This window comes from Jeongeupia wiesaeckerbachi, from assembly GCF_050916355.1.
In the GTDB taxonomy this organism is placed as follows: Bacteria; Pseudomonadota; Gammaproteobacteria; order Burkholderiales; family Chitinibacteraceae; genus Jeongeupia; species Jeongeupia wiesaeckerbachi.
This window is the reverse complement of the sequence record NZ_CP136946.1, coordinates 1919684-1938698: the sequence shown is the minus strand read 5'-3', so window position 1 is coordinate 1938698 and position 19015 is coordinate 1919684. Positions and strand designations below refer to the sequence as shown.

The window sequence follows — 19015 nt, the reverse complement described above, 5'->3', positions numbered from 1 at the left end:
GAGCATGCCATGAGCTATCGCCCCGCCGACGCAGATACACCGCTGATCCGCATCCGCGGTGCGCGGACGCACAATCTGAAGAACGTCAATCTCGACATTCCGCGCGGCAAGCTCGTCGTGATTACCGGTCTGTCCGGCTCGGGCAAGTCCTCGCTGGCGTTCGACACGCTCTACGCCGAAGGCCAGCGCCGCTACGTCGAATCGCTGTCGGCGTATGCGCGACAGTTCCTGCAACTGATGGAAAAGCCCGACGTCGATCTGATCGAGGGCCTGAGCCCGGCGATCTCGATCGAACAGAAGGCCACCAGCCACAACCCGCGCTCGACCGTCGGCACCGTCACCGAAATCCACGACTACCTGCGGCTGTTGTTTGCCCGGGTCGGCACGCCCTACTGCCCCGACCACCTGCAGCCGCTGGCATCGCAGACCGTGAGCCAGATGGTCGACCATGTGCTGGCCTTGCCGGAAGACACCAAGCTGATGGTGCTGGCACCGGTGATCGTCGGCAAGAAGGGCGAGAACCTCGACCTGTTCGACGAGCTGCGCGCGCAGGGCTTCGTGCGCGTCCGCGTCGATGGCGAGGTGTACGAGATGGACGCGATTCCGAAGCTCGACAAGAACAAGAAACACACGATCGACGTGGTCATCGATCGGCTCAAGGTGCGTGAAGACCTGAAGCAGCGGCTGGCCGAATCGTTCGAAACCGCGCTGCGCCACGCCGACGGCCGCGCGATCGCGCTGGAAATGGACACCGGCAAGGAGCACTGGTTTTCGGCCAAGTTCGCCTGCCCGGTCTGCAGCTACAGCCTGCCCGAACTCGAACCGCGGCTGTTCTCGTTCAACAATCCGATGGGCGCCTGCCCGAAGTGCGACGGCCTCGGCCAGATCACCTATTTCGATCCGAAGCGTGTTGTCGCGCACCCGGAGCTGAGCCTGGCCGCCGGCTGCATCAAGGGCTGGGACAAGCGCAACCAGTTCTACTTCCAGATGCTCTTGAGCCTGGCGAACCACTACGGCTTCGACGTCAACACGCCGTGGGACGAACTCGGCGAAACGGTCCAGCAAGTCGTGCTGCACGGCTCGGGCCATGATGAAATCGCCTTCACCTATATGAACGAGCGCGGCAGCAAGTTCGAACGCGTGCATGCCTTCGAGGGCATCATCCCAAACCTTGAGCGCCGCTACCGCGAGACCGATTCGTCGACGGTGCGCGAGGAACTCGCCAAGTACCAGAACAATCAGCCGTGCCCGAGCTGTGGCGGTTCGCGCCTGCGACGCGAAGCCCGTCACGTCAAGGTCGGCACCGAGAACCTGCACGCGATCGCCCAGATGGCGCTGCGCGACAGCGCGGCCTTTTTCGAGGGCCTGCAGCTCGAAGGCGCCAAGGCGCAGATTGCCGAGAAGATCGTCAAGGAGATCCGCGAACGGCTGGGCTTCCTCGTCAACGTCGGCCTCGACTACCTGAGCCTCGATCGCAGTGCCGACACCCTGTCGGGTGGCGAAGCGCAGCGCATCCGGCTGGCGAGCCAGATCGGCTCGGGCCTGACCGGCGTGATGTATGTGCTCGACGAACCGTCGATCGGCCTGCACCAACGCGATAACGACCGGCTGCTCGGCACGCTGATGCGGCTGCGCGACCTCGACAACAGCGTCATCGTCGTCGAACACGACGAGGACGCGATCCGCGCCGCCGACTTCCTGATCGACATCGGCCCCGGCGCCGGCGTGCACGGCGGCGAAGTGATCGCCGCCGGCCACCCCGACGACATCATGAAGGAACCGCGCTCGATCACCGGCCAGTTCCTCTCCGGCGCACGCAAGATCGCGATCCCGGCCAAGCGCCGCGATCCGGAGCCGGATCGCTGGCTGACCCTCAAGGGCGCGCACGGCAACAACCTCAAATACGTGAATCTGGCGCTGCCGGTCGGCCTCTTTGTCGCGATCACCGGCGTGTCGGGCTCGGGCAAATCGACGCTGATCAACGACACGCTGTACACGCTGGCGGCGAAGGAACTCAACGGTGCGTCGGGTGAGCCGGCGCCGTTCCACGACGTCAACGGGATGGACCATTTCGACAAGGTCATCAGCGTCGACCAGAGCCCGATCGGCCGCACGCCGCGCTCGAACCCGGCCACCTATACCGGCCTCTTTACGCCGATCCGCGAACTGTTTGCCGGCGTGCCGTCGAGCCGCGAACGCGGCTACGGCCCCGGCCGCTTCTCGTTCAACGTCAAGGGCGGCCGCTGTGAAGCCTGCCAGGGCGACGGCGTGCTCAAGGTCGAAATGCACTTCCTGCCCGACGTCTACGTGCCGTGCGACGTCTGCCACGGCAAGCGCTACAACCGCGAAACACTCGAGGTGCAGTATAAGGGCAAGAACATCACCGAAGTGCTGGAGATGACCGTCGAGCAGGCGCTGGCGTTCTTCGAGGCGGTGCCGACGGTGGCGCGCAAACTGAAGACGCTGATGGACGTCGGCCTCGGCTATATCCGCCTTGGCCAGTCGGCGACGACGCTGTCAGGCGGCGAGGCGCAACGGGTCAAACTGGCGCTGGAGCTGTCCAAGCGCGATACCGGCCGCACGCTGTACATCCTCGACGAGCCGACCACCGGCCTGCACTTCCACGACATCGACCTGCTGCTGAGCGTGCTGCAGCGGCTGTCCGAGCACGGCAATACCGTCGTCGTGATCGAACACAACCTCGACGTGATCAAGACCGCCGACTGGGTGATCGACCTCGGCCCCGAAGGCGGCGCCGGCGGCGGCCAGATCATCGCCTGCGGTTCGCCCGAAGCCGTCGCGGCCAACCCGGCCAGCCACACCGGCCATTATCTGGCGCGCGTGCTCACCGGCTGAGCCTGAGCGCGCCCAACAACAAAGCCGCCCAAGGGCGGCTTTGTTTTGGCTGTGTCGTTAATTCGTTCGCAATGAAATCCATCTCAGCAGGCATAGCTGGCTGATGAGGCGGGTTTTCAGCGACCGCGCACCGGCGCCAGTTTGTCGAGCCACTTCATCGCCGTCAGTCTTTGCTCCATGCTGTTGCCATGCAACAGCGCCTGTTCGAGCAGGCGATAAGCCGCTTCGGTTTCGCCCTGTGCCAGATGGCGCGCCACTTGCTGCAGTTGCGGATCGTCGCTGACGAAGTCGGCCGGATCGGCAACCCGTAAGCGCGGCGCTTCGGTCTGGACCGGTGTTGTCGGTGCAGCCGGTGCAGCCGGCGTGGCCAGCACGGCCGGCGATTCGGCAAACGGTTCAAGCTGGAAATCAAGCTCTTCGATCGATGGCAGCGGTGGCACGCCGTCGTCGGCTTCCGAGAACTCGACCACCGACGCCGGCGGCGCCAGACCGGCATCCTGATGCATCGCGGCGGCGAAATCGAACGCATCCGGTACGATCATCGGCCCGGCCGCGGTGCCCAGATCAAGCTGATGATCGATGCTGTCGTCGAGCGAACGGTACAGCGGGTTCTCCGGATCGACACGCTGGCCTATCCCCTGCACCTGCTGCCAGAGTGCGTCACTGGCAAACTGCAGCCGGAACGCCACCGCGCGCTCCTGGAACGGCTGCTTCATGTCGTTCTGGCGATAGACGTCGAACAGCTTCATCCACAGTGCCAGCGCAGTCGGATGCTGCTCGATCTCATGATTGAGCAGATTGATCGCCTGCTGGATCAGACCGTGATCGATCAGCAGCTGCGCCTCTTCCGAAACATTGCCCGGCAGCACGACATCCACGTCGTCGTTGTGAAACTCGTCGGCGATCTGGCCGATATTCTGCACCAGCGTCGTTGCGCCGAGCGCCGTGCGGATACGCGGTTCGGACGGCGGCATCGTCACCGGGCGCATCATGCTCGAACCGCCGGTCTCGCGCGGGTGGGCCAGCGAGAATGCATCGCCGTAGTCCTGCTGGCTGGTCCGCCAGCGCCAGCCGACAAAGCCGACCGGAATCAACAGCAGTAGCGACAGCCACCACGGCGACACGCCATCGTCGGTCAGATCGCGGCTCGACTTCACCGCGCTGGCCTGCGCAACGGGCGGGCCTTCTTGCCGCAGCGTATTCAGCTGTTTTTCAAGCTGGGCGACCTGGTATTTGAGCGCCATCAGCTGCGAGGTCTGATCGTCCGAGGTCAGCGTCAGCAGGCGCTCGCGTAGCTTGAGGCGATCCTCCGGCGACAGCTCGGATTCCCGGGTGAGGTCAAGACTCCCGGACGACAGCTGCAATCTGAATTCGCCCTGAGCCTGGGGTGCCTGGGTCGTCGGCAGGGCCGGCACCTGCGGCAGTGGCTCGGGCGTCGAGACGCTGAGCATGTCAGCGGGTTGCGGCGCCAGACGCGGCTGTGCCGGCGGTGCGACCGGCTTCGGTGCTGCGGCACCGCCGGCACGTGGCAAGGCCAGCAAGGCATCTTCGGGCAGCGGCGCATCGAGGCCCTGCGGCAGATCCGGGTTCTGCTGATACAGCTCGTCGATGAAACGCGCGCGCGCGGTCCTGTCATTGGGAAAATAATGCCGTGCCAGCTGCGAAACCGTATCGCCCTCGGCCACCCTCAGGCTGCCGCCGAGCGACGGGTAGCGCCGCTCGGATCGCACCGGCGCCGCACGGCGAGCGCTCCGCGGCGTGGCGTAATCGCGCGGATCGACCAGCACGTTGTAGCTGCGCTGGAAGCGCGGCTGCTCGTCGTCGCGGCACTGCACGCGCACGACCAGTTGCAGCATCGGCTCCTGCAAGGGTTCGATGCCGACGATCTGCAACTCGCCACGGCCCGCATCGCCCTGATATCGCAGGCGTGCATTGACCAGCGACGCGGCATCGCCATCGACCGCATCGGCGACCAGCCGAAAGCAGGCGCTGCCGAGGTTTTCGCCGGCCGCAAGCCGGACCGGGATCGACGCATCGAAACGCTCGCCCAGTGCCGAGTGCAACTGCAAATCGCCCAGCGAGGCGGCCTGCACCACGACCACAGGGGCGCCGAGCATCAGCGCCATCAGGCAACGGGACAACGAACCGGCTTTCATGAACATCACCGCAGAAAGGGGTCGCCGCTTCAAACGATGTCCAGATGGTCGAAGCCGCTCAGCACATCCTTCTGCTTCGCCTCGGAGCCGTTGAGCTTGATCTGCAGCCGCAAGTCGTTGACCGAGTCGGCGTTGCGCAACGCATCCTCATAGCTGATCTTGCCGGCTTCGTAGAGTTCAAACAGGCTCTGGTCGAAAGTTTGCATACCCAGTTCGCGCGAACGCTTCATGATTTCCTTGATCTCGTGGACATCACCCTTGAAGATCAGTTCAGAAATCAGCGGACTATTCAGCATCACCTCGACCGCGGCAACGCGGCCCTTGCCGACGCGGTGCGGCACCAGCCGCTGCGACACGAAAGCCTTGAGGTTCAGCGACAGGTCCATCAACAGCTGGGCCTTCCGCTCCTCCGGGAAGAAGTTGATGATCCGGTCCAGCGCCTGGTTGGACGAGTTGGCGTGCAAGGTCGCCATACACAAGTGGCCGGTTTCGGCGAAGGCGATTGCGTAATCCATGGTTTCGCGGTCGCGGATTTCACCGATCAGGATCACGTCGGGTGCCTGCCGCAGCGTGTTCTTCAGCGCCGCCATCCACGAATCGGTATCGACGCCGACCTCGCGCTGGGTGACGATCGAGCGCTTGTGCTCGTGCACGTATTCGATCGGGTCTTCGATCGTGATGATGTGGTCGTACGCGGTTTCATTGCGATGGCCGACCATCGCAGCGAGCGATGTCGATTTGCCCGAGCCGGTACCGCCGACAAAGATCACCAGCCCGCGCTTGGTCATCGCGATGTCTTTCAGCACCGGCGGCAGGCCAAGGTCTTCGAGCTTGGGGATCTCCGAGTTGATCGTCCGCAGCACCATGCCGACGCGCCCTTGCTGGATGAAGGCATTGACGCGGAAGCGCCCGAGATTGCCCGGGCTGATCGCGAAATTGCACTCCTTGGTGCCTTCGAACTCCTCGGCCTGCCGGTCGTTCATGATCGCCCGCGCCAGCTCCTTGGTGTGCTGCGCCGACAGGACCTGGTTCGACACCGGCGTCACCCGGCCGTCGATCTTCATCGCCGGCGGGAAATCGGCGGTAATGAAAAGATCCGATGCTTCCTTGGCGCGCATATGGCGCAGCAAGTCATGCATGAATTTCGCGGACTGTTCTTTCTCCATGATCCTGCTCTTTTACGGCGAATCCGCCTTGTGATAGTCGATAGCCCGCGCCGGGAGGCCCGTACGGGCTCAGCCCTTGAAGTGGTCCGGATTGGCCGCCTTGGTCCGCGCTTCGGCGGCCGAGACGATGTTGCGCTGGAGCAGACCCTGCAGGCATTGGTCGAGCGTCTGCATCCCGTACTGCTGGCCGGTCTGGATCGACGAATACATCTGCGCGATCTTGTTCTCGCGGATCAGGTTACGGATTGCCGGAATGCCGATCATGATTTCGTGCGCCGCAACCCGGCCCTGACCGTCCTTGGTTTTCAGCAGCGTCTGCGAAATGACGGCGCGCAACGATTCCGACAGCATCGCCCGGACCATCTCCTTCTCGGCGGCCGGGAACACGTCGACGACGCGGTCGATCGTCTTGGCGGCCGAGCTAGTATGCAGCGTCCCGAACACCAGGTGGCCGGTTTCGGCCGCGGTCAGCGCCAGCCGGATCGTTTCAAGGTCGCGCAATTCGCCGACCAGGATGACGTCCGGGTCTTCACGCAGCGCCGAACGCAGCGCATTCGAGAAGCTCATCGTATGCGGCCCGACCTCGCGCTGGTTGATCAGGCACTTCTTTGACTGGTGGACGAATTCGATCGGATCTTCGACGGTCAGGATGTGGCCGTAATCATTTTCGTTGATGTGATTGACCATCGCCGCCAGCGTCGTCGACTTGCCCGAGCCGGTCGGCCCGGTCACGAGCACGAGGCCGCGCGGGTTCTGCGCAATCTCGGTGAAGATACGCGGCGCGTTGAGTTCTTCAAGCGTCAGCACCTTGGACGGAATGGTCCGGAACACCGCGCCAGCGCCGCGCTGCTGCACGAAGGCATTGACGCGGAAGCGGGACAGATTGGGGATCTCGAATGAGAAATCGCACTCGAGCGTATCCTCATAGACCTTGCGCTGACCGTCGTTCATGATGTCGTAGATCATGTCATGAACGTCTTTGTGGTCCATCGCCGGCAGGTTGATGCGCCGCACATCGCCGTGCACGCGGATCATCGGCGGCAAGCCGGACGACAGGTGCAGGTCGGATGCCTTGTTCTTGACGGCAAAGGCCAAGAGTTCAGAAATTTCCATTTATAATTTTGTCCTTCTGCCGTGGCAGATCCCAACGCAGAAAAAGGCCGCATAACGAGGGCCAGATCAAGGCAAATCCATTATGGCAACGATGTTTGAAGCGTGGCAAGACGTGCTCCGGCGCATCGACGAGGCGGTTGTAAGCATCCAACGCCCACGGGGCTCAGTCCACCTGCTCGCCGTTAGCAAAACCTTCCCTGCCGAGGCGATCCGTACACTGTACGGACACGGTCAGCGCGCGTTCGGCGAGAACTATGTACAGGAATTCGCCGCCAAGCGCGCCGCGCTGGCCGACCTGGACGAGCTCGAATGGCATTTCATCGGTCCATTGCAAAGCAACAAGACGCGTAGCGTCGCCGAAGGCGCCGACTGGGTGCACGCCGTCGATCGGCTGAAAATCGCCGAACGGCTGTCGGCCCAGCGCCCGGACGCGCGCGGCGAACTGAATGTATGCATCCAGGTCAATGTGTCGGGCGAGGCCAGCAAATCCGGCGTCGCGCCCGACGAGGTCGCCACGCTCGCGGCGGCGATCGCGGCGCTGCCGCGGCTGAAGCTGCGCGGGCTGATGTGCATTCCCGAGCCGACTGACGACACACGCAAACTTTCAGCCCAATTCGCGCTGTTGCGCAAACTGCAGCAACAGCTGAATGACAACGCTTACGCCCTCGACACGCTGTCGATGGGCATGTCCGCCGACCTCGAGGTCGCCATTGCCGAAGGCGCGACGCTGGTCCGTGTTGGCACGGCGATCTTCGGCCGGCGGACGATCACACACTAACGAACAAGGAGACAGCGGAATGCGAATTACCTTTATCGGTGGCGGCAATATGGCGACCGCGATGATCGGCGGCATGGTCGCGCGCGGCTTTGCCGGCAACGAAATCCACGTCATCGAACCCGACGCGGCCAAGCGCGTGCAGCTGAATGCCGATTTCGGCGTTTCCGTTTCGGCGCCCGACGAAGCGCTGCCGGCAAGCGACGCCGTGGTGTTCGCGATCAAGCCGCAGCAGTTCCGTGCCGTTGCCGCAAGCATCGCGCCACAACTCGGCGATGCGCTGGTGGTCTCGATCGCCGCCGGCATCCGCTGCGACGCAATCGGCCGTTGGCTGGGTGGCACCGAACGCATCATCCGCGTGATGCCGAACACGCCGGCACTGGTCCAGGCCGGGATTGCCGGCGCCTATGCCGCGCCGGCAACCGGTGAAGCCGACCGCACACTGGCAACGCGCATCCTCGAGTCGACCGGCGAGATCGTCTGGGTCGACGACGAGAGCGATCTGGACGGCGTCACTGCGATCTCGGGCTCGGGTCCGGCCTATGTGTTCTATTTCATCGAATCGCTGCAAGCCGCGGCACGGGCGCAAGGCTTCGACACCGAAACCGCGCGCCGCCTCGCCTATCAGACCTTTGCCGGCGCGGTGAAGCTGGCGCAGCAGAGCGACGATGACGCCGCGACCTTGCGGCAGAAGGTCACCAGCAAGGGCGGCACGACCGAACGCGCGATCAATGCGCTAGAGAACAGCCAGGTCCGCAGCACGATCATCGCCGCCGCCTCGGCCGCCGCCGCGCGCTCGAAAGAACTCGGCGACGAACTCGGCCGCGATGCCGACTAAGGACGCCGAATGCTGACCGATACGCTCAATTTCCTGATCCGCAATCTGGCGGAATTCTTCATCCTGCTGCTGCTGACGCGGTTTTTCCTGCAGGCGGCACGCGTTTCATTCTCGCATCCGCTGGGGCAGTTCGTGCTGGTGCTGACGAGCTGGGCGGTGCTGCCGGTGCGGCGCTGGATCAAGCCATTTCGGGGCTATGACACCGCCAGCCTGCTGCTGGCCTGGCTGACCGCGCTGCTGATGCACGGCCTGTTGCTGGCGATCACGCCGTGGCCCTTTGTATTCGGATCGCTGACGACGGTCATCGCGCTGGCGCTGGTCGCCGTGGTCGAGCTGGTCAAGCTGTCGCTCTACCTGCTGTTCGCGGCGGTGATCGGTCAGGCGCTGATGTCGTGGATTGCACCGTACAACCCGCTGATGCCGATCCTGAACGGCCTGACCGGCCCCTTCCTCAAGCCGCTACGCCGGATCATCCCGCCGATCGGCGGCGTCGACATTACGCCGCTGATCCTGATCCTGCTGATCCAGCTGGTGCTGTCGGTCTTCGTCGCGCAGCTTGAGCCTGCGATCCTGCAGCACGTCAGCGTCGCTGGCTGATGGCATGGTATGAAACCGGCGCCGGGACCGTGCTGCTCAGACTGCACGTGCAACCCGGCGCCAAACGCACCGAAGTCGTCGGCCTGCACGGCGATGCGCTGAAGCTGCGGCTGGCTGCGCCGCCGGTCGACGGCAAGGCCAATGCCCGGCTGATTGCCTGGCTGGCCGATCTATTCGGCGTGCCGCAGCGTCAAGTCATGATCAAGTCCGGCCTGTCGTCACGGCAGAAGGTCGTCGTGATCGACGGCAGCGCCTATGACCCCGCCAGCCTGCTGGGCACGGGCGAGGCTACGGCGCAGCGCTGAGTCGGCTCAGCGCTCGTCGAGCCGGCGGCGGGGGTCGTTGCGCGGATCGACGCGGCGATACTCGCCTTCGAGCGTATCGGACGCCGGCGGAACCTTTGCGTTATCACGGCGTCCCCATGGCAGCAACATCAATACGGCCGCAACGTCGCCAATGAAGCCCGGTACGATGAACAGCACCGCTGCAATGTAGTAACGGGCGACCCAGAACAGGCTCTGCGGCGTCAACCGGCCGCTTTTCAGATCGTTGACCAGCGACCATGCGACGGCGATACGATGATGACGCAGCATGCCGATGCCGATCAGCGCCGACGCCAGCAAGGCGAGGAACACCCAGCCGGCGCCGATCCAGTCGGCCATGACCACCATCGAGGCAATCTCGGCAAGCGGATAGACAATAAAGGCGAGAAACAAATAAGGCATGAATACTCCCGATCAATCGGCCACGCCGCACGGCGCCGTGGTCATCATCTGTAATTGCCCCGACGCGGCGGTCGCCGACCGGCTCGCCGCCGGGCTGGTCGAGGCGCGGCTGGTAGCCTGCGTCAATCGGCTGGCGCCGGTTCGCTCGACCTACCGCTGGGAAGGCAGAATCGAAACCGCAGAGGAAGTTCCGCTGCTGGCCAAAACCACGCTTACCGCCTACCCCGCCGTTCAGGACTGGCTGAGCGCACATCATCCGTACGCAGTGCCGGAAATCATTGCGCTGCCGGTGGCCGCGGGCTTGCCCGCTTATCTGGCCTGGCTGGGCACCGAGGTGAACCAATGATGGTACGCCTGTTACTCGGCCTGTTGCTGGCAATGCTCACATCATTGAGCCTTGCCGATTCGGCGTCGCTGCTGCCGCCCGACCAGGCCTTCCGGGCGCAGCTGGTCCAGACATCAGATGGCGGCTACGCGGTGCATTTCAACGTCGCCCCGGGTTATTACCTGTACCGCGACCGGATGAGCTTTCACCCCGAACCCGCCGCGGCATTGAATCCGCTGCTGCCCAAAGGCGAGTTCAAGGACGACCCGAGCTTCGGCCGCGTCGAGGTGTTCAAGCACGACATCACCGTCGCGCTGCAGGGAAAACCACCGATCGGCACGGCGATCCGCGCCAAATTCCAGGGCTGCGCCGATGCCGGCGTCTGCTATCCGCCGCAAACGAAGCTGCTGCACATCGGTGACGTGCAGGACAGCGGCGTTACCGCGCTGTTCGGCGCAAGTACTGGCGATAGTGGCAGTGCCAATACGACAGGCGGCAATGCCGCCGCTGGCAGCACCCAAGTCGGCGACGACGGTTACTTCAGCGGCAGCAAGGCCGCGACCATCGCGTTGTTCTTTGTCGCCGGCATCGGTCTGGCGCTGACCGCCTGCATGTATCCGCTGCTGCCGATCATTTCCGGTATCGTGCTCGGCCCGGGAAGCGCAGGCCGTGGCCGTGCGCTGTGGCTGACGGCCATCTACGTGCAAGGGCTGGCGCTGACCTACACCCTCGTCGGCGTCGCCGCGGCGCTGACCGGCACGCTGCTGACGGTCTGGCTGCAGCAGCCGGTCGTCATCGGCGCCTTCGCGCTGTTCTTCGTCGCCATGGCGGTATCGATGTTCGGCGGCTATCAGCTGCAACTGCCCGGCAGTTGGCAGAGCCGGCTGAATGAGGTCGCCAACCGCCTGCCCGGCGGCCATGCCGGCCCCGTTTTCGTCATGGGCGCGCTGTCGGCGCTGATCGTCGGCCCCTGTGTGGCACCACCGCTGGCCGCCGCGCTCGCCTATCTGGGCCAGCAGGGCGATGTGGCGCTCGGCGGCGGTGCGCTGTATGCGCTGGCACTCGGCATCGGTACGCCCTTGCTGGTCATCGGTGCCGCCGGCAGCGCCGTGCTGCCGCGACTGTCCGGCAAAACCATGAGCAGGATGAAAATGCTGTTCGGCGTCGTCCTGCTCGGCATGGCGGTGTGGATCGCCCGGCCGCTGTGGCAAAGCTGGCTGCCCGGCGAGCATGCGGTTTCGTTCGAGCCGGTCACCTCGGTCGCCGAACTGCAGGACAAGGTCGCTGCTGCGCGCGGCAAGCCGGTGATCGTCGATTTCTACGCCGACTGGTGCGTCAGTTGCATCGAGTTCGAACGCGAAACCCTGCCCGATCCGCGCGTCAAGGCAGCGCTTGATCGCTTCGTCCGGCTGCGCGCCGACGTCACCGGCAATACCGTTGCCGACGCCGCGCTGCTCAAGCATTTCGGCCTGTACGGCCCGCCGGCCTTGCTGTTCTACGATGCCGAGGGCAAGCTCGTCCGCCAGCGCGTCATCGGCTTCCAGCACGCCGACGCCTTTCTTGCCACGCTGCAAACCGTTGAAGGATCGCCATGACCGCAAGCCGCGCCTTGCTCGCCGTCGTATTCGCACTCTCTGCCCTGAGCGCCCACGCCGGCGGTTTTTTCGATGCCGAGCTGAAGGATCTGGCCGGCAAGCCGCAGAAGCTCTCGTCGTTGCAGGGCAAGCCATTGGTGGTCAATTACTGGGCGACGTGGTGTTCGCCCTGCCGTGAGGAAATTCCGGAATTCGTGGCGCTGGCGAAGCAATACGCCGGCAAGGTCCGTTTCGTCGGCATCGCGATCGACGACGCCCCGGCGGTCAGCGCGTTCGCCAAGCAGTACAAGATGAACTACCCGACGCTGATCGGCGAAGCCGACGCGATGGCATTGATGAAGCAGGAAGGCAATACGATAGGCGGGCTGCCGTTCACGGCGATCTATGACAGCAAGGGTAAGCGCGTCGCGACGCACACCGGCCGGCTCAGCGCCGCGCAGCTCGAGGCCACGCTGAAAACGCTGCGCTGATCACACGGGGATTGCGGCGGTCGCCGCCTACTTCGAGAAACCGCAGAACACGTCGCGCAGCAGCTCGACCAGTTCGAGCGTACGGATGTCGCCGACGCGATAGAACACGCGATTGGCGTCCTTGCGCGTACGCAGCACGCCCTTCTCGCGCATCAGCGCCAGATGCTGGGAAATGTTCGACTGCGTCGTACCGACCGCGTCGACGATGTCCTGCACGCTCACCTCGTTCTCGCCCAGCACGCAAAGGATCTTTAGCCGCAGGGGGTGCGACATCGCCTTCATGGCACGCGACGCTTGCTGGATGTGCTCGTCGCTCATCATTTCGGGGGAGTTGAGCATGGCGTTAGGTATGTGTGGAAGTGGCAAATCGGCGCGGCCGAAGGCAGGAATTTGTGACGACGGCAAAGCGATGCCATTGCGGTAGAATACTACCGATATTTGGAACCCGACCGCAACGCCAGCTTACAGTCGCGTCGCGGTTTTGCCTAAAGGTATAAGCAAGATGACGCAAGCGAGCGCTACCGTATCGGTCAAACCCGTCCTGCTCCTGATCCTCGACGGTTACGGCTACCGTGAAGAGACTCAGGACAACGCAATCGCGGCGGCCAAAAAGCCGAACATCGACCGCGTCCTTGCCCAGTACCCGTGGACCACCATCAACGCCTCCGAACACTTCGTCGGCCTGCCTGACGGCCAGTTCGGCAACTCCGAGGTCGGCCATCTGAACATCGGCGCCGGCCGCGTCCTGCTGCAGGACATCAGCCGCATCGACGTCGACGTCGCCGCCGGCACGCTCGGCCAGAATCCGGTGTTCGCCGAAGCGATCGAAAAAGCCAAGTCGACCGGCAAAACGCTGCACGTGATGGGTCTCGTTTCCGACGGCGGCGTGCACGCCCACGAAGCGCACATCCATGCGCTGATCAAGGACGCCGCCGCTGCCGGTGTTGCGGCCATTCATGTCCACGCCTTCCTCGACGGCCGCGACACGCCGCCACGCAGCGCCGAGCAATACCTCGCCAAGCTGCAAAAGGTCTGCGACGACGCCAAGGTCGCCCGCATCGTCGGCGTCGTCGGCCGTTACTGGGTAATGGATCGCGACAAGCGCTGGGAGCGCGTCGAGCCGGCCTACAAGCTGATCGTCGACGGCCAGGGCCTGCACCACGCCGAAACCGCAATCGACGCGCTGAACGCTGCGTACGCACGCAACGAGAACGACGAATTCGTCGGCGCCACCAGCATCGGCGCGCCGGCACGCATCGAAGACGGCGACGTCGCGATCTTCATGAACTTCCGTGCCGACCGCGCCCGCCAGATCGCCGTCGCACTGACCGATGCCGCATTCGACGGCTTCGCCCGCTCGCGCGTTCCGCAGTTCGGCTACTTCTGCACCGCCACGCGCTATGCCGAAAGCTACCCCTTCCCGGCCGCGTACGAGAAGGAAAAGGTCAAGAACAGCTTCGGCGAATACATCGGCTCGCTCGGCCTCAAGCAGCTGCGCATCGCCGAAACCGAAAAATATCCGCACGTCACCTACTTCTTCTCGGGTGGCGAGGAAAACGAGTTTCCGGGCGAAGACCGCATCCTCGTACCGAGCCCGAAGGTCGCCACGTATGACCTGCAGCCGGAAATGAGCGCGCTCGAAGTCGCCGACAAGATCGTCGCCGCGATCGAATCGCAGCAGTACGCAGCGATCATCTGCAACCTCGCCAACGGCGACATGGTCGGCCACACCGGTATTTTCGACGCGGCGGTCAAGGCGGTCGAAACGCTCGACATCTGCGTCGGCAAGTGCGTCGAGGCCATGCAGAAGATCGGTGGCGAAGTGCTGATCACCGCCGACCACGGCAATTGCGAACTGATGTACGACAAGGACGCGCACCAGCCGCACACGCAGCACACGACCGACGTCGTGCCGTTCATTTATATCGGCCGCGAGGCAACGATGGCGCCACGCGGCGAAGGCGCGCTGCGCGACATCGCGCCGACGCTGCTCAAGCTGATGGGCCTGCCGCAACCGGCCGAAATGACCGGCCACTCGCTCGTCAACCTCGCCTGATCGCATGCGGCGGCGTGTCCTTGCCCTGACCCTGCTGCTCTCGGCCGGCGCCTTCGCGGCGCCGGCCGAGCCCGTTTCGCGCCAGCAAAGCGCCGAGAAACAGCAGGAACTCAAGTCGTTGCGTGGCCAGATCGATGCGCTGAAGCAGGATTTGGCCGACACCGAATCGGATCGCAAGGAGGCCAGCGACGCGCTCAAGGACTCCGAGTCGGCGATTTCCGACGCCAACCGGATTCTGGGCGACCTCGGTTCCCAGCGCGCGCTGACCAGCACCGAACTGGCCCGGCTCGAAGGCGATATCGCCACGGCCCGCAGCCGGATCGAGCAAAGCCAGCAACGCCTCGCCAAACTGATCAAGACCCGTTACAAGAGCGGCGAGCTCGAGGCCTGGCGACTGCTGCTGAATCAGCAGGATCCGAACCAGGTCAACCGCACGCTCGGCTATTACCGCTATCTGGTCGCAGCGCAGCAGCAGCTCGCCAGCCAGCTCGAAGGCCAGCTCGCCGAGCTGAATCGGCTCGCCGACGAAATCCGCGCCAAGCAGGATGAACTGGCCGCGATGAGCAGCGAGAAACAGCGCCAGAAAAGCCGGCTGCAATCCGAGCAGAGCAAGCGCCAGGCGCTGGTTGAACAGCTGTCGGCCGAAATCAGCAGCCAGCGTGGCCAGATCCAGAAACTCAGCACCGACGAAAAACGCCTCACCGGCCTGATCGACCGGCTCAACGCGCTGATCAAGAAACAGGAAGCCGAGCGTGTCCGGCTGGCCGCCAAGAAACGAGCCGAAGCCGCCGCACGCGCCAAAGCCGTCCGCGAAGCCAACGCCCGCGCCGCCGCGCAAGCCAAGGCAGAAGGTAAACCGGCGCCCAAACCGGCACCGGAACCCAAGGCCGAAGTCAACGACGACGTCCCGGACGCCAGCCTCTCGGGCAAGGCTTTCGTTTCGCTCAAAGGCAGGTTGAAACTACCGGCCAAGGGCGAAATCGTCGGTCGCTACGGCGCACCACGCGCCGAAGGCACGACGTGGAAAGGCATGATGATCAAGGCCGCGCCGGGCCAGCCGGTACGCGCGGTCGCCAGCGGCCGCGTCGTGTTCGCCGACTGGTTGCGCGGCTTCGGCAACCTCATCATCGTCGAACACGGTGGCGGCTACATGAGCCTCTATGCCGGCAATGAAGCGGTGCTCAAACACGTCGGCGACAGCGTCAACGCGGGCGACACTATTGCCACCAGTGGCAACACCGGTGGCATGGCAGATTCCGGTGTATATTTTGAACTCAGACAGAATGGCCGTCCGCTCGACCCACAGGGCTGGATAGGCTAAACCTTTACCCGGATAAAAAAAGCCCCTCACGATGAAGCAAAAACTGCAAAAACTGGGTCTCCTTTGCGTCGGCGCCGGTGTCGGCGTCGCTGTTTCGTTGTCGTTCAACGCCGTTGCCGACAAGGACGCAAACACCAACCCCTTGCCGATCGACGAACTCCGGGCCTTCTCCACCGTGTTCGGTCTGGTCAAACAGAACTACGTCGAACCGGTCGACGACAAGAAGCTGATTTCCGAAGCCATCAAGGGCATGGTCTCGGGCCTCGACCCGCATTCGACCTACCTCGACGCCAAGGACTTCAAGGACCTGCAGGAAACCACGCAGGGCGAGTTCGGCGGGCTGGGGCTTGAAGTGAATATGGAAGACGGTCTGGTCCGGATCGTCTCGCCGATCGAAGATACGCCGGCCGACAAGGCCGGGATCAAGGCCGGCGACTACATCGCCAAGATCGACGACACCCAGGTTCAAGGCATGTCGCTGACCGACGCCGTGAACAAGATGCGCGGCAAGGCCGGCAGCAGCGTCACGCTGACGATCCTGCGCAAGGGCGAAGCCAAGCCGCTGGTGCTGACGCTGAAACGCGCGGTGATCCAGGTGCAGAGCGTCAAGTTCAAGCTCGCCGAGCCAGACTACGGCTACATCCGCGTCACGCAGTTCCAGGAACGCACGACCGAAACGCTCGCCAAGGCGATCGAGACGCTCTACAAGGACAACAAGGCGCCGCTGAAGGGCATCGTCCTCGACCTGCGCAACGATCCGGGCGGTCTGCTCAACAGCGCCGTCGGCGTGTCGGCAGCCTTCCTGCCCAAGGGTTCGCTCGTCGTCTACACCGAAGGCCGTAGCGCCGATGCCAAGATCCGCCTGACCGCGGATCGCGAAAACTACCTGCGTCCGGGCAACAAGGGCGACTATCTGGCCAGCCTGCCGAAGGACATCAAGAATGTCCCGCTGGTGGTGCTAGTCAACGGCGGCTCGGCGTCCGCGTCGGAAATCGTCGCCGGTGCGTTGCAGGATCACAAGCGCGCGCTCGTCGTCGGCACGCAATCGTTCGGCAAGGGCTCGGTGCAGACCATTCTGCCGGTCGATGCGACCTCGGCGGTCAAGCTCACCACGGCGCGCTATTACACGCCGAACGGCCGGTCGATTCAGGCCAAGGGCATCACGCCGGACATCGAGATCGAGGAGGCCACGCTGAATGGCCGCGAGGACAACGGCCTGCGCGTGCGCGAATCCGACCTCGAGCACCATCTGAACAATCCGAGCGACAAGGATGGCAAGGGCGACGCGTCCAAACCCAAGGCCGTGATCCGTCCGAAGACGCCGCTGCCCAAGCTCGACGCCAGCGAACCGGATGCCGACAGCCCGCGTGAACTGGTCTCGAAAAAGGATTATCAGTTGCAGCAGGCGTTCAACGTGCTCAAGGTGCAGCAGCTGTTGCAGCAAAAGGATCAGCCCAAGGCCGATCCGGTCAAGCCCAAAGCGAAGTGATACTAAAAACCCCGCCCGATGGCGGGGTTTTTTATTGCGCCGCACGATGCGCCGGCCGAGTAGCGAGACTAAGCTGGGCTGATGACGGGAGTTCTCCATGACCGACCTCAACGACACCCGGCAACGTGACCTTGCGCTTGCGCCTGGCACCACCGCAGAGCAAACAGCCCGCGCTGCCGCCTTGCTTGACGAACTGCCCGGTGTCTCGTCGATGCCGGGGCCTGAAGACGGGGTACTGCACATTCGCTATGTGCTGTCGGCCTATACCCTGGCCGAGCTTGAGGCGCTGCTTGCGACCCATGGCATCGGACTAGACCAGCGGGTATCGCAAAAGCTCAAACGCACCGTTGCCCACTACGCCGACGACGTCGAACGCGACAACCTCGACCTGCCCGAGCACAACGTCAAGGCCCGCGACGTCTACGCCACGCTCTGGACACGTCACCCGCACGGTGACAACGACGACACACCGGACGAGCTACGGCGCTACCTTTGAGCCGCCTGCGCCAGCGCAAGATTCGCAACCGGGGGTGGCAGGTATACTGTCGGCTGAACGTCCAGCCCGATCGCCATGACCCATCCAGCCCGCTTCCCGTCCCAAGACGCCGATCTCGACGACGCCGCCCTGCTGCGCTACAGCCGCCACATTCTGCTCGACGACATTGGCGTCGAAGGACAGCAGGCCATCGCCGGCGCGCACGCGCTGGTCATCGGCGCCGGCGGCCTCGGCTCGCCGGCGCTGCTCTATCTGGCCAGCGCCGGCGTCGGCACCATCACCGTTGTCGATGACGATGCGGTCGACCTGACCAATCTACAGCGCCAAATCGCCCATACCGAGGCAAGGGTCGGCACCAACAAGGCCGAATCGGCCGCCGAATCGATGCACGCGCTAAATCCGCGTATCGTCATCCGTGCGCTGGACGAGCGCGTCGATGGCGGTCGCCTGGCGGCGCTGGTGGCCGATGCCGATGTCGTACTCGATTGCTGCGACAACTTCGCCACGCGCCACGCCATCAATCGCGCCTGCGTCGCCGACCGCGTCCCGCTGGTGTCGGGTGCGGCGGTCCGCTTCGATGGTCAACTGACAACCTTCGACCTGCGCGATCCGCTCAACCCGTGCTATCACTGCCTGTTCGGCGAAGAGGGCGATGCATCGGACGGCCCCTGCGCCACCTTCGGCGTGTTTGCACCGCTGACCGGCATCATCGGCGCCGCGCAGGCTGCCGAAGCGCTGAAACTGCTGATCGGTCTGCCAACGCTAGTCGGTTGCCTGCAGTTGCTCGATGCACGCACCTTGCAATGGCGCGAGATGAAATACCGCAAAGACCCCGCCTGCCCGGTATGCAGCGGACGCCACGCCGGCTGAGTACGGGTTTCCCCGCATTCCAAGCCCGACTCATCCGCGTAGAGTGCAATCCATGAACGCCAAGTCCCTGCCCCTTTCCCGCCAGAATTATTGGTACCGCCCGTATATCTAAAGGCGGCCAGGACTACACACGAACACATGCCGCCGATCAGGCGGCATCGTTGTTT

General features: G+C 64.0%; 18 protein-coding genes. 13 read left to right on the top strand and 5 right to left on the bottom strand.

Annotated features, from left to right (window positions below; translation table 11 throughout):
- Positions 1–9: 9 nt before the first annotated feature.
- Entirely contained in the window at positions 10–2856 is a 2847-nt protein-coding gene (uvrA, locus tag R0382_RS09395; protein WP_432719309.1) for an excinuclease ABC subunit UvrA, read from the top strand.
- A gap of 116 nt (positions 2857–2972) precedes the next feature.
- Here the strand turns inward: uvrA and R0382_RS09390 are convergent, their stop codons facing one another.
- The 3 genes from R0382_RS09390 to R0382_RS09380 all read right to left on the bottom strand — a co-directional run bounded on the left by R0382_RS09390 (position 2973) and on the right by R0382_RS09380 (position 7291).
- Positions 2973–5012, bottom strand: coding sequence for a type IV pilus assembly protein FimV (locus R0382_RS09390; RefSeq protein ID WP_432719308.1), 2040 nt, complete (start codon positions 5010–5012; stop codon positions 2973–2975).
- A 29-nt stretch (positions 5013–5041) separates the two neighbouring features.
- Complete coding sequence (locus R0382_RS09385; protein WP_432719307.1) at positions 5042–6178, bottom strand: PilT/PilU family type 4a pilus ATPase; 1137 nt, start codon at positions 6176–6178, stop codon at positions 5042–5044.
- A gap of 69 nt (positions 6179–6247) precedes the next feature.
- Complete coding sequence (locus R0382_RS09380; protein ID WP_432719306.1) at positions 6248–7291, bottom strand: type IV pilus twitching motility protein PilT; 1044 nt, start codon at positions 7289–7291, stop codon at positions 6248–6250.
- A 91-nt stretch (positions 7292–7382) separates the two neighbouring features.
- Here R0382_RS09380 and R0382_RS09375 point away from each other — a divergent pair, with 91 nt between their 5' ends.
- The 4 genes from R0382_RS09375 to R0382_RS09360 are packed head-to-tail and all read left to right on the top strand — an operon-like array spanning position 7383 to position 9806.
- Positions 7383–8069, top strand: a complete 687-nt coding sequence (locus R0382_RS09375) for a YggS family pyridoxal phosphate-dependent enzyme (protein WP_432724144.1) — start codon at positions 7383–7385, stop codon at positions 8067–8069.
- A gap of 19 nt (positions 8070–8088) precedes the next feature.
- Positions 8089–8904, top strand: a complete 816-nt coding sequence (proC, locus tag R0382_RS09370; protein ID WP_432719305.1) for a pyrroline-5-carboxylate reductase — start codon at positions 8089–8091, stop codon at positions 8902–8904.
- A gap of 9 nt (positions 8905–8913) precedes the next feature.
- The gene (locus R0382_RS09365; RefSeq protein WP_432719304.1) at positions 8914–9501 is read left to right on the top strand and encodes a YggT family protein; all 588 of its coding nucleotides are present in this window, start codon (positions 8914–8916) and stop codon (positions 9499–9501) included.
- Complete coding sequence (locus R0382_RS09360) at positions 9501–9806, top strand: DUF167 domain-containing protein (protein ID WP_432719303.1); 306 nt, start codon at positions 9501–9503, stop codon at positions 9804–9806. Before R0382_RS09365 ends, R0382_RS09360 begins: the two co-directional genes overlap by 1 nt.
- A gap of 6 nt (positions 9807–9812) precedes the next feature.
- Here R0382_RS09360 and R0382_RS09355 read toward each other — a convergent pair whose 3' ends face one another.
- Positions 9813–10226: an FxsA family protein gene (locus tag R0382_RS09355; RefSeq protein ID WP_432719302.1), complete on the bottom strand. Its 414-nt coding sequence runs from the start codon at positions 10224–10226 to the stop codon at positions 9813–9815.
- Here R0382_RS09355 and cutA point away from each other — a divergent pair.
- From cutA to R0382_RS09340, 3 genes are read left to right on the top strand one after another with little or no spacing between them, the layout of a single operon-like run.
- Positions 10225–10572: a divalent-cation tolerance protein CutA gene (gene cutA / locus R0382_RS09350; RefSeq protein ID WP_432719301.1), complete on the top strand. Its 348-nt coding sequence runs from the start codon at positions 10225–10227 to the stop codon at positions 10570–10572. The genes R0382_RS09355 and cutA overlap by 2 nt on opposite strands.
- Positions 10569–12146 (top strand): protein-disulfide reductase DsbD, encoded by a 1578-nt coding sequence (gene dsbD, locus R0382_RS09345; RefSeq protein WP_432719300.1) that lies wholly within the window; start codon positions 10569–10571, stop codon positions 12144–12146. The genes cutA and dsbD overlap by 4 nt, the downstream gene beginning before the upstream one ends.
- Positions 12143–12616: a TlpA family protein disulfide reductase gene (locus tag R0382_RS09340; protein WP_432719299.1), complete on the top strand. Its 474-nt coding sequence runs from the start codon at positions 12143–12145 to the stop codon at positions 12614–12616. The genes dsbD and R0382_RS09340 overlap by 4 nt, the downstream gene beginning before the upstream one ends.
- A 27-nt stretch (positions 12617–12643) precedes the next feature.
- On the opposite strand, the gene R0382_RS09335 is transcribed toward R0382_RS09340, so the two are convergent.
- A complete protein-coding gene (locus R0382_RS09335; protein WP_432719298.1) occupies positions 12644–12955 on the bottom strand; it encodes an ArsR/SmtB family transcription factor in 312 nt (103 codons plus the stop codon).
- 163 nt (positions 12956–13118) lie between these two features.
- On the opposite strand from R0382_RS09335, the gene gpmI reads away from it, so the two are divergent.
- The 5 genes from gpmI (at position 13119) to R0382_RS09310 (ending at position 18848) form a co-directional block, all read left to right on the top strand.
- Positions 13119–14672 carry a 2,3-bisphosphoglycerate-independent phosphoglycerate mutase gene (gene gpmI / locus R0382_RS09330; protein ID WP_432719297.1) on the top strand — a complete coding sequence of 518 codons (1554 nt, stop codon included), beginning with the start codon at positions 13119–13121 and terminating at the stop codon, positions 14670–14672.
- Between the two features lie 4 nt (positions 14673–14676).
- Entirely contained in the window at positions 14677–15993 is a 1317-nt protein-coding gene (locus R0382_RS09325; RefSeq protein WP_432719295.1) for a murein hydrolase activator EnvC family protein, read from the top strand.
- Positions 15994–16024: 31 nt separating this feature from the next.
- Complete coding sequence (locus R0382_RS09320) at positions 16025–17482, top strand: S41 family peptidase (protein ID WP_432719294.1); 1458 nt, start codon at positions 16025–16027, stop codon at positions 17480–17482.
- Between the two features lie 97 nt (positions 17483–17579).
- Positions 17580–17978, top strand: a complete 399-nt coding sequence (locus R0382_RS09315) for a hypothetical protein (protein WP_432719293.1) — start codon at positions 17580–17582, stop codon at positions 17976–17978.
- A gap of 75 nt (positions 17979–18053) precedes the next feature.
- Positions 18054–18848 carry a HesA/MoeB/ThiF family protein gene (locus R0382_RS09310; RefSeq protein WP_432719292.1) on the top strand — a complete coding sequence of 265 codons (795 nt, stop codon included), beginning with the start codon at positions 18054–18056 and terminating at the stop codon, positions 18846–18848.
- The last annotated feature ends 167 nt before the right edge of the window (positions 18849–19015 follow it).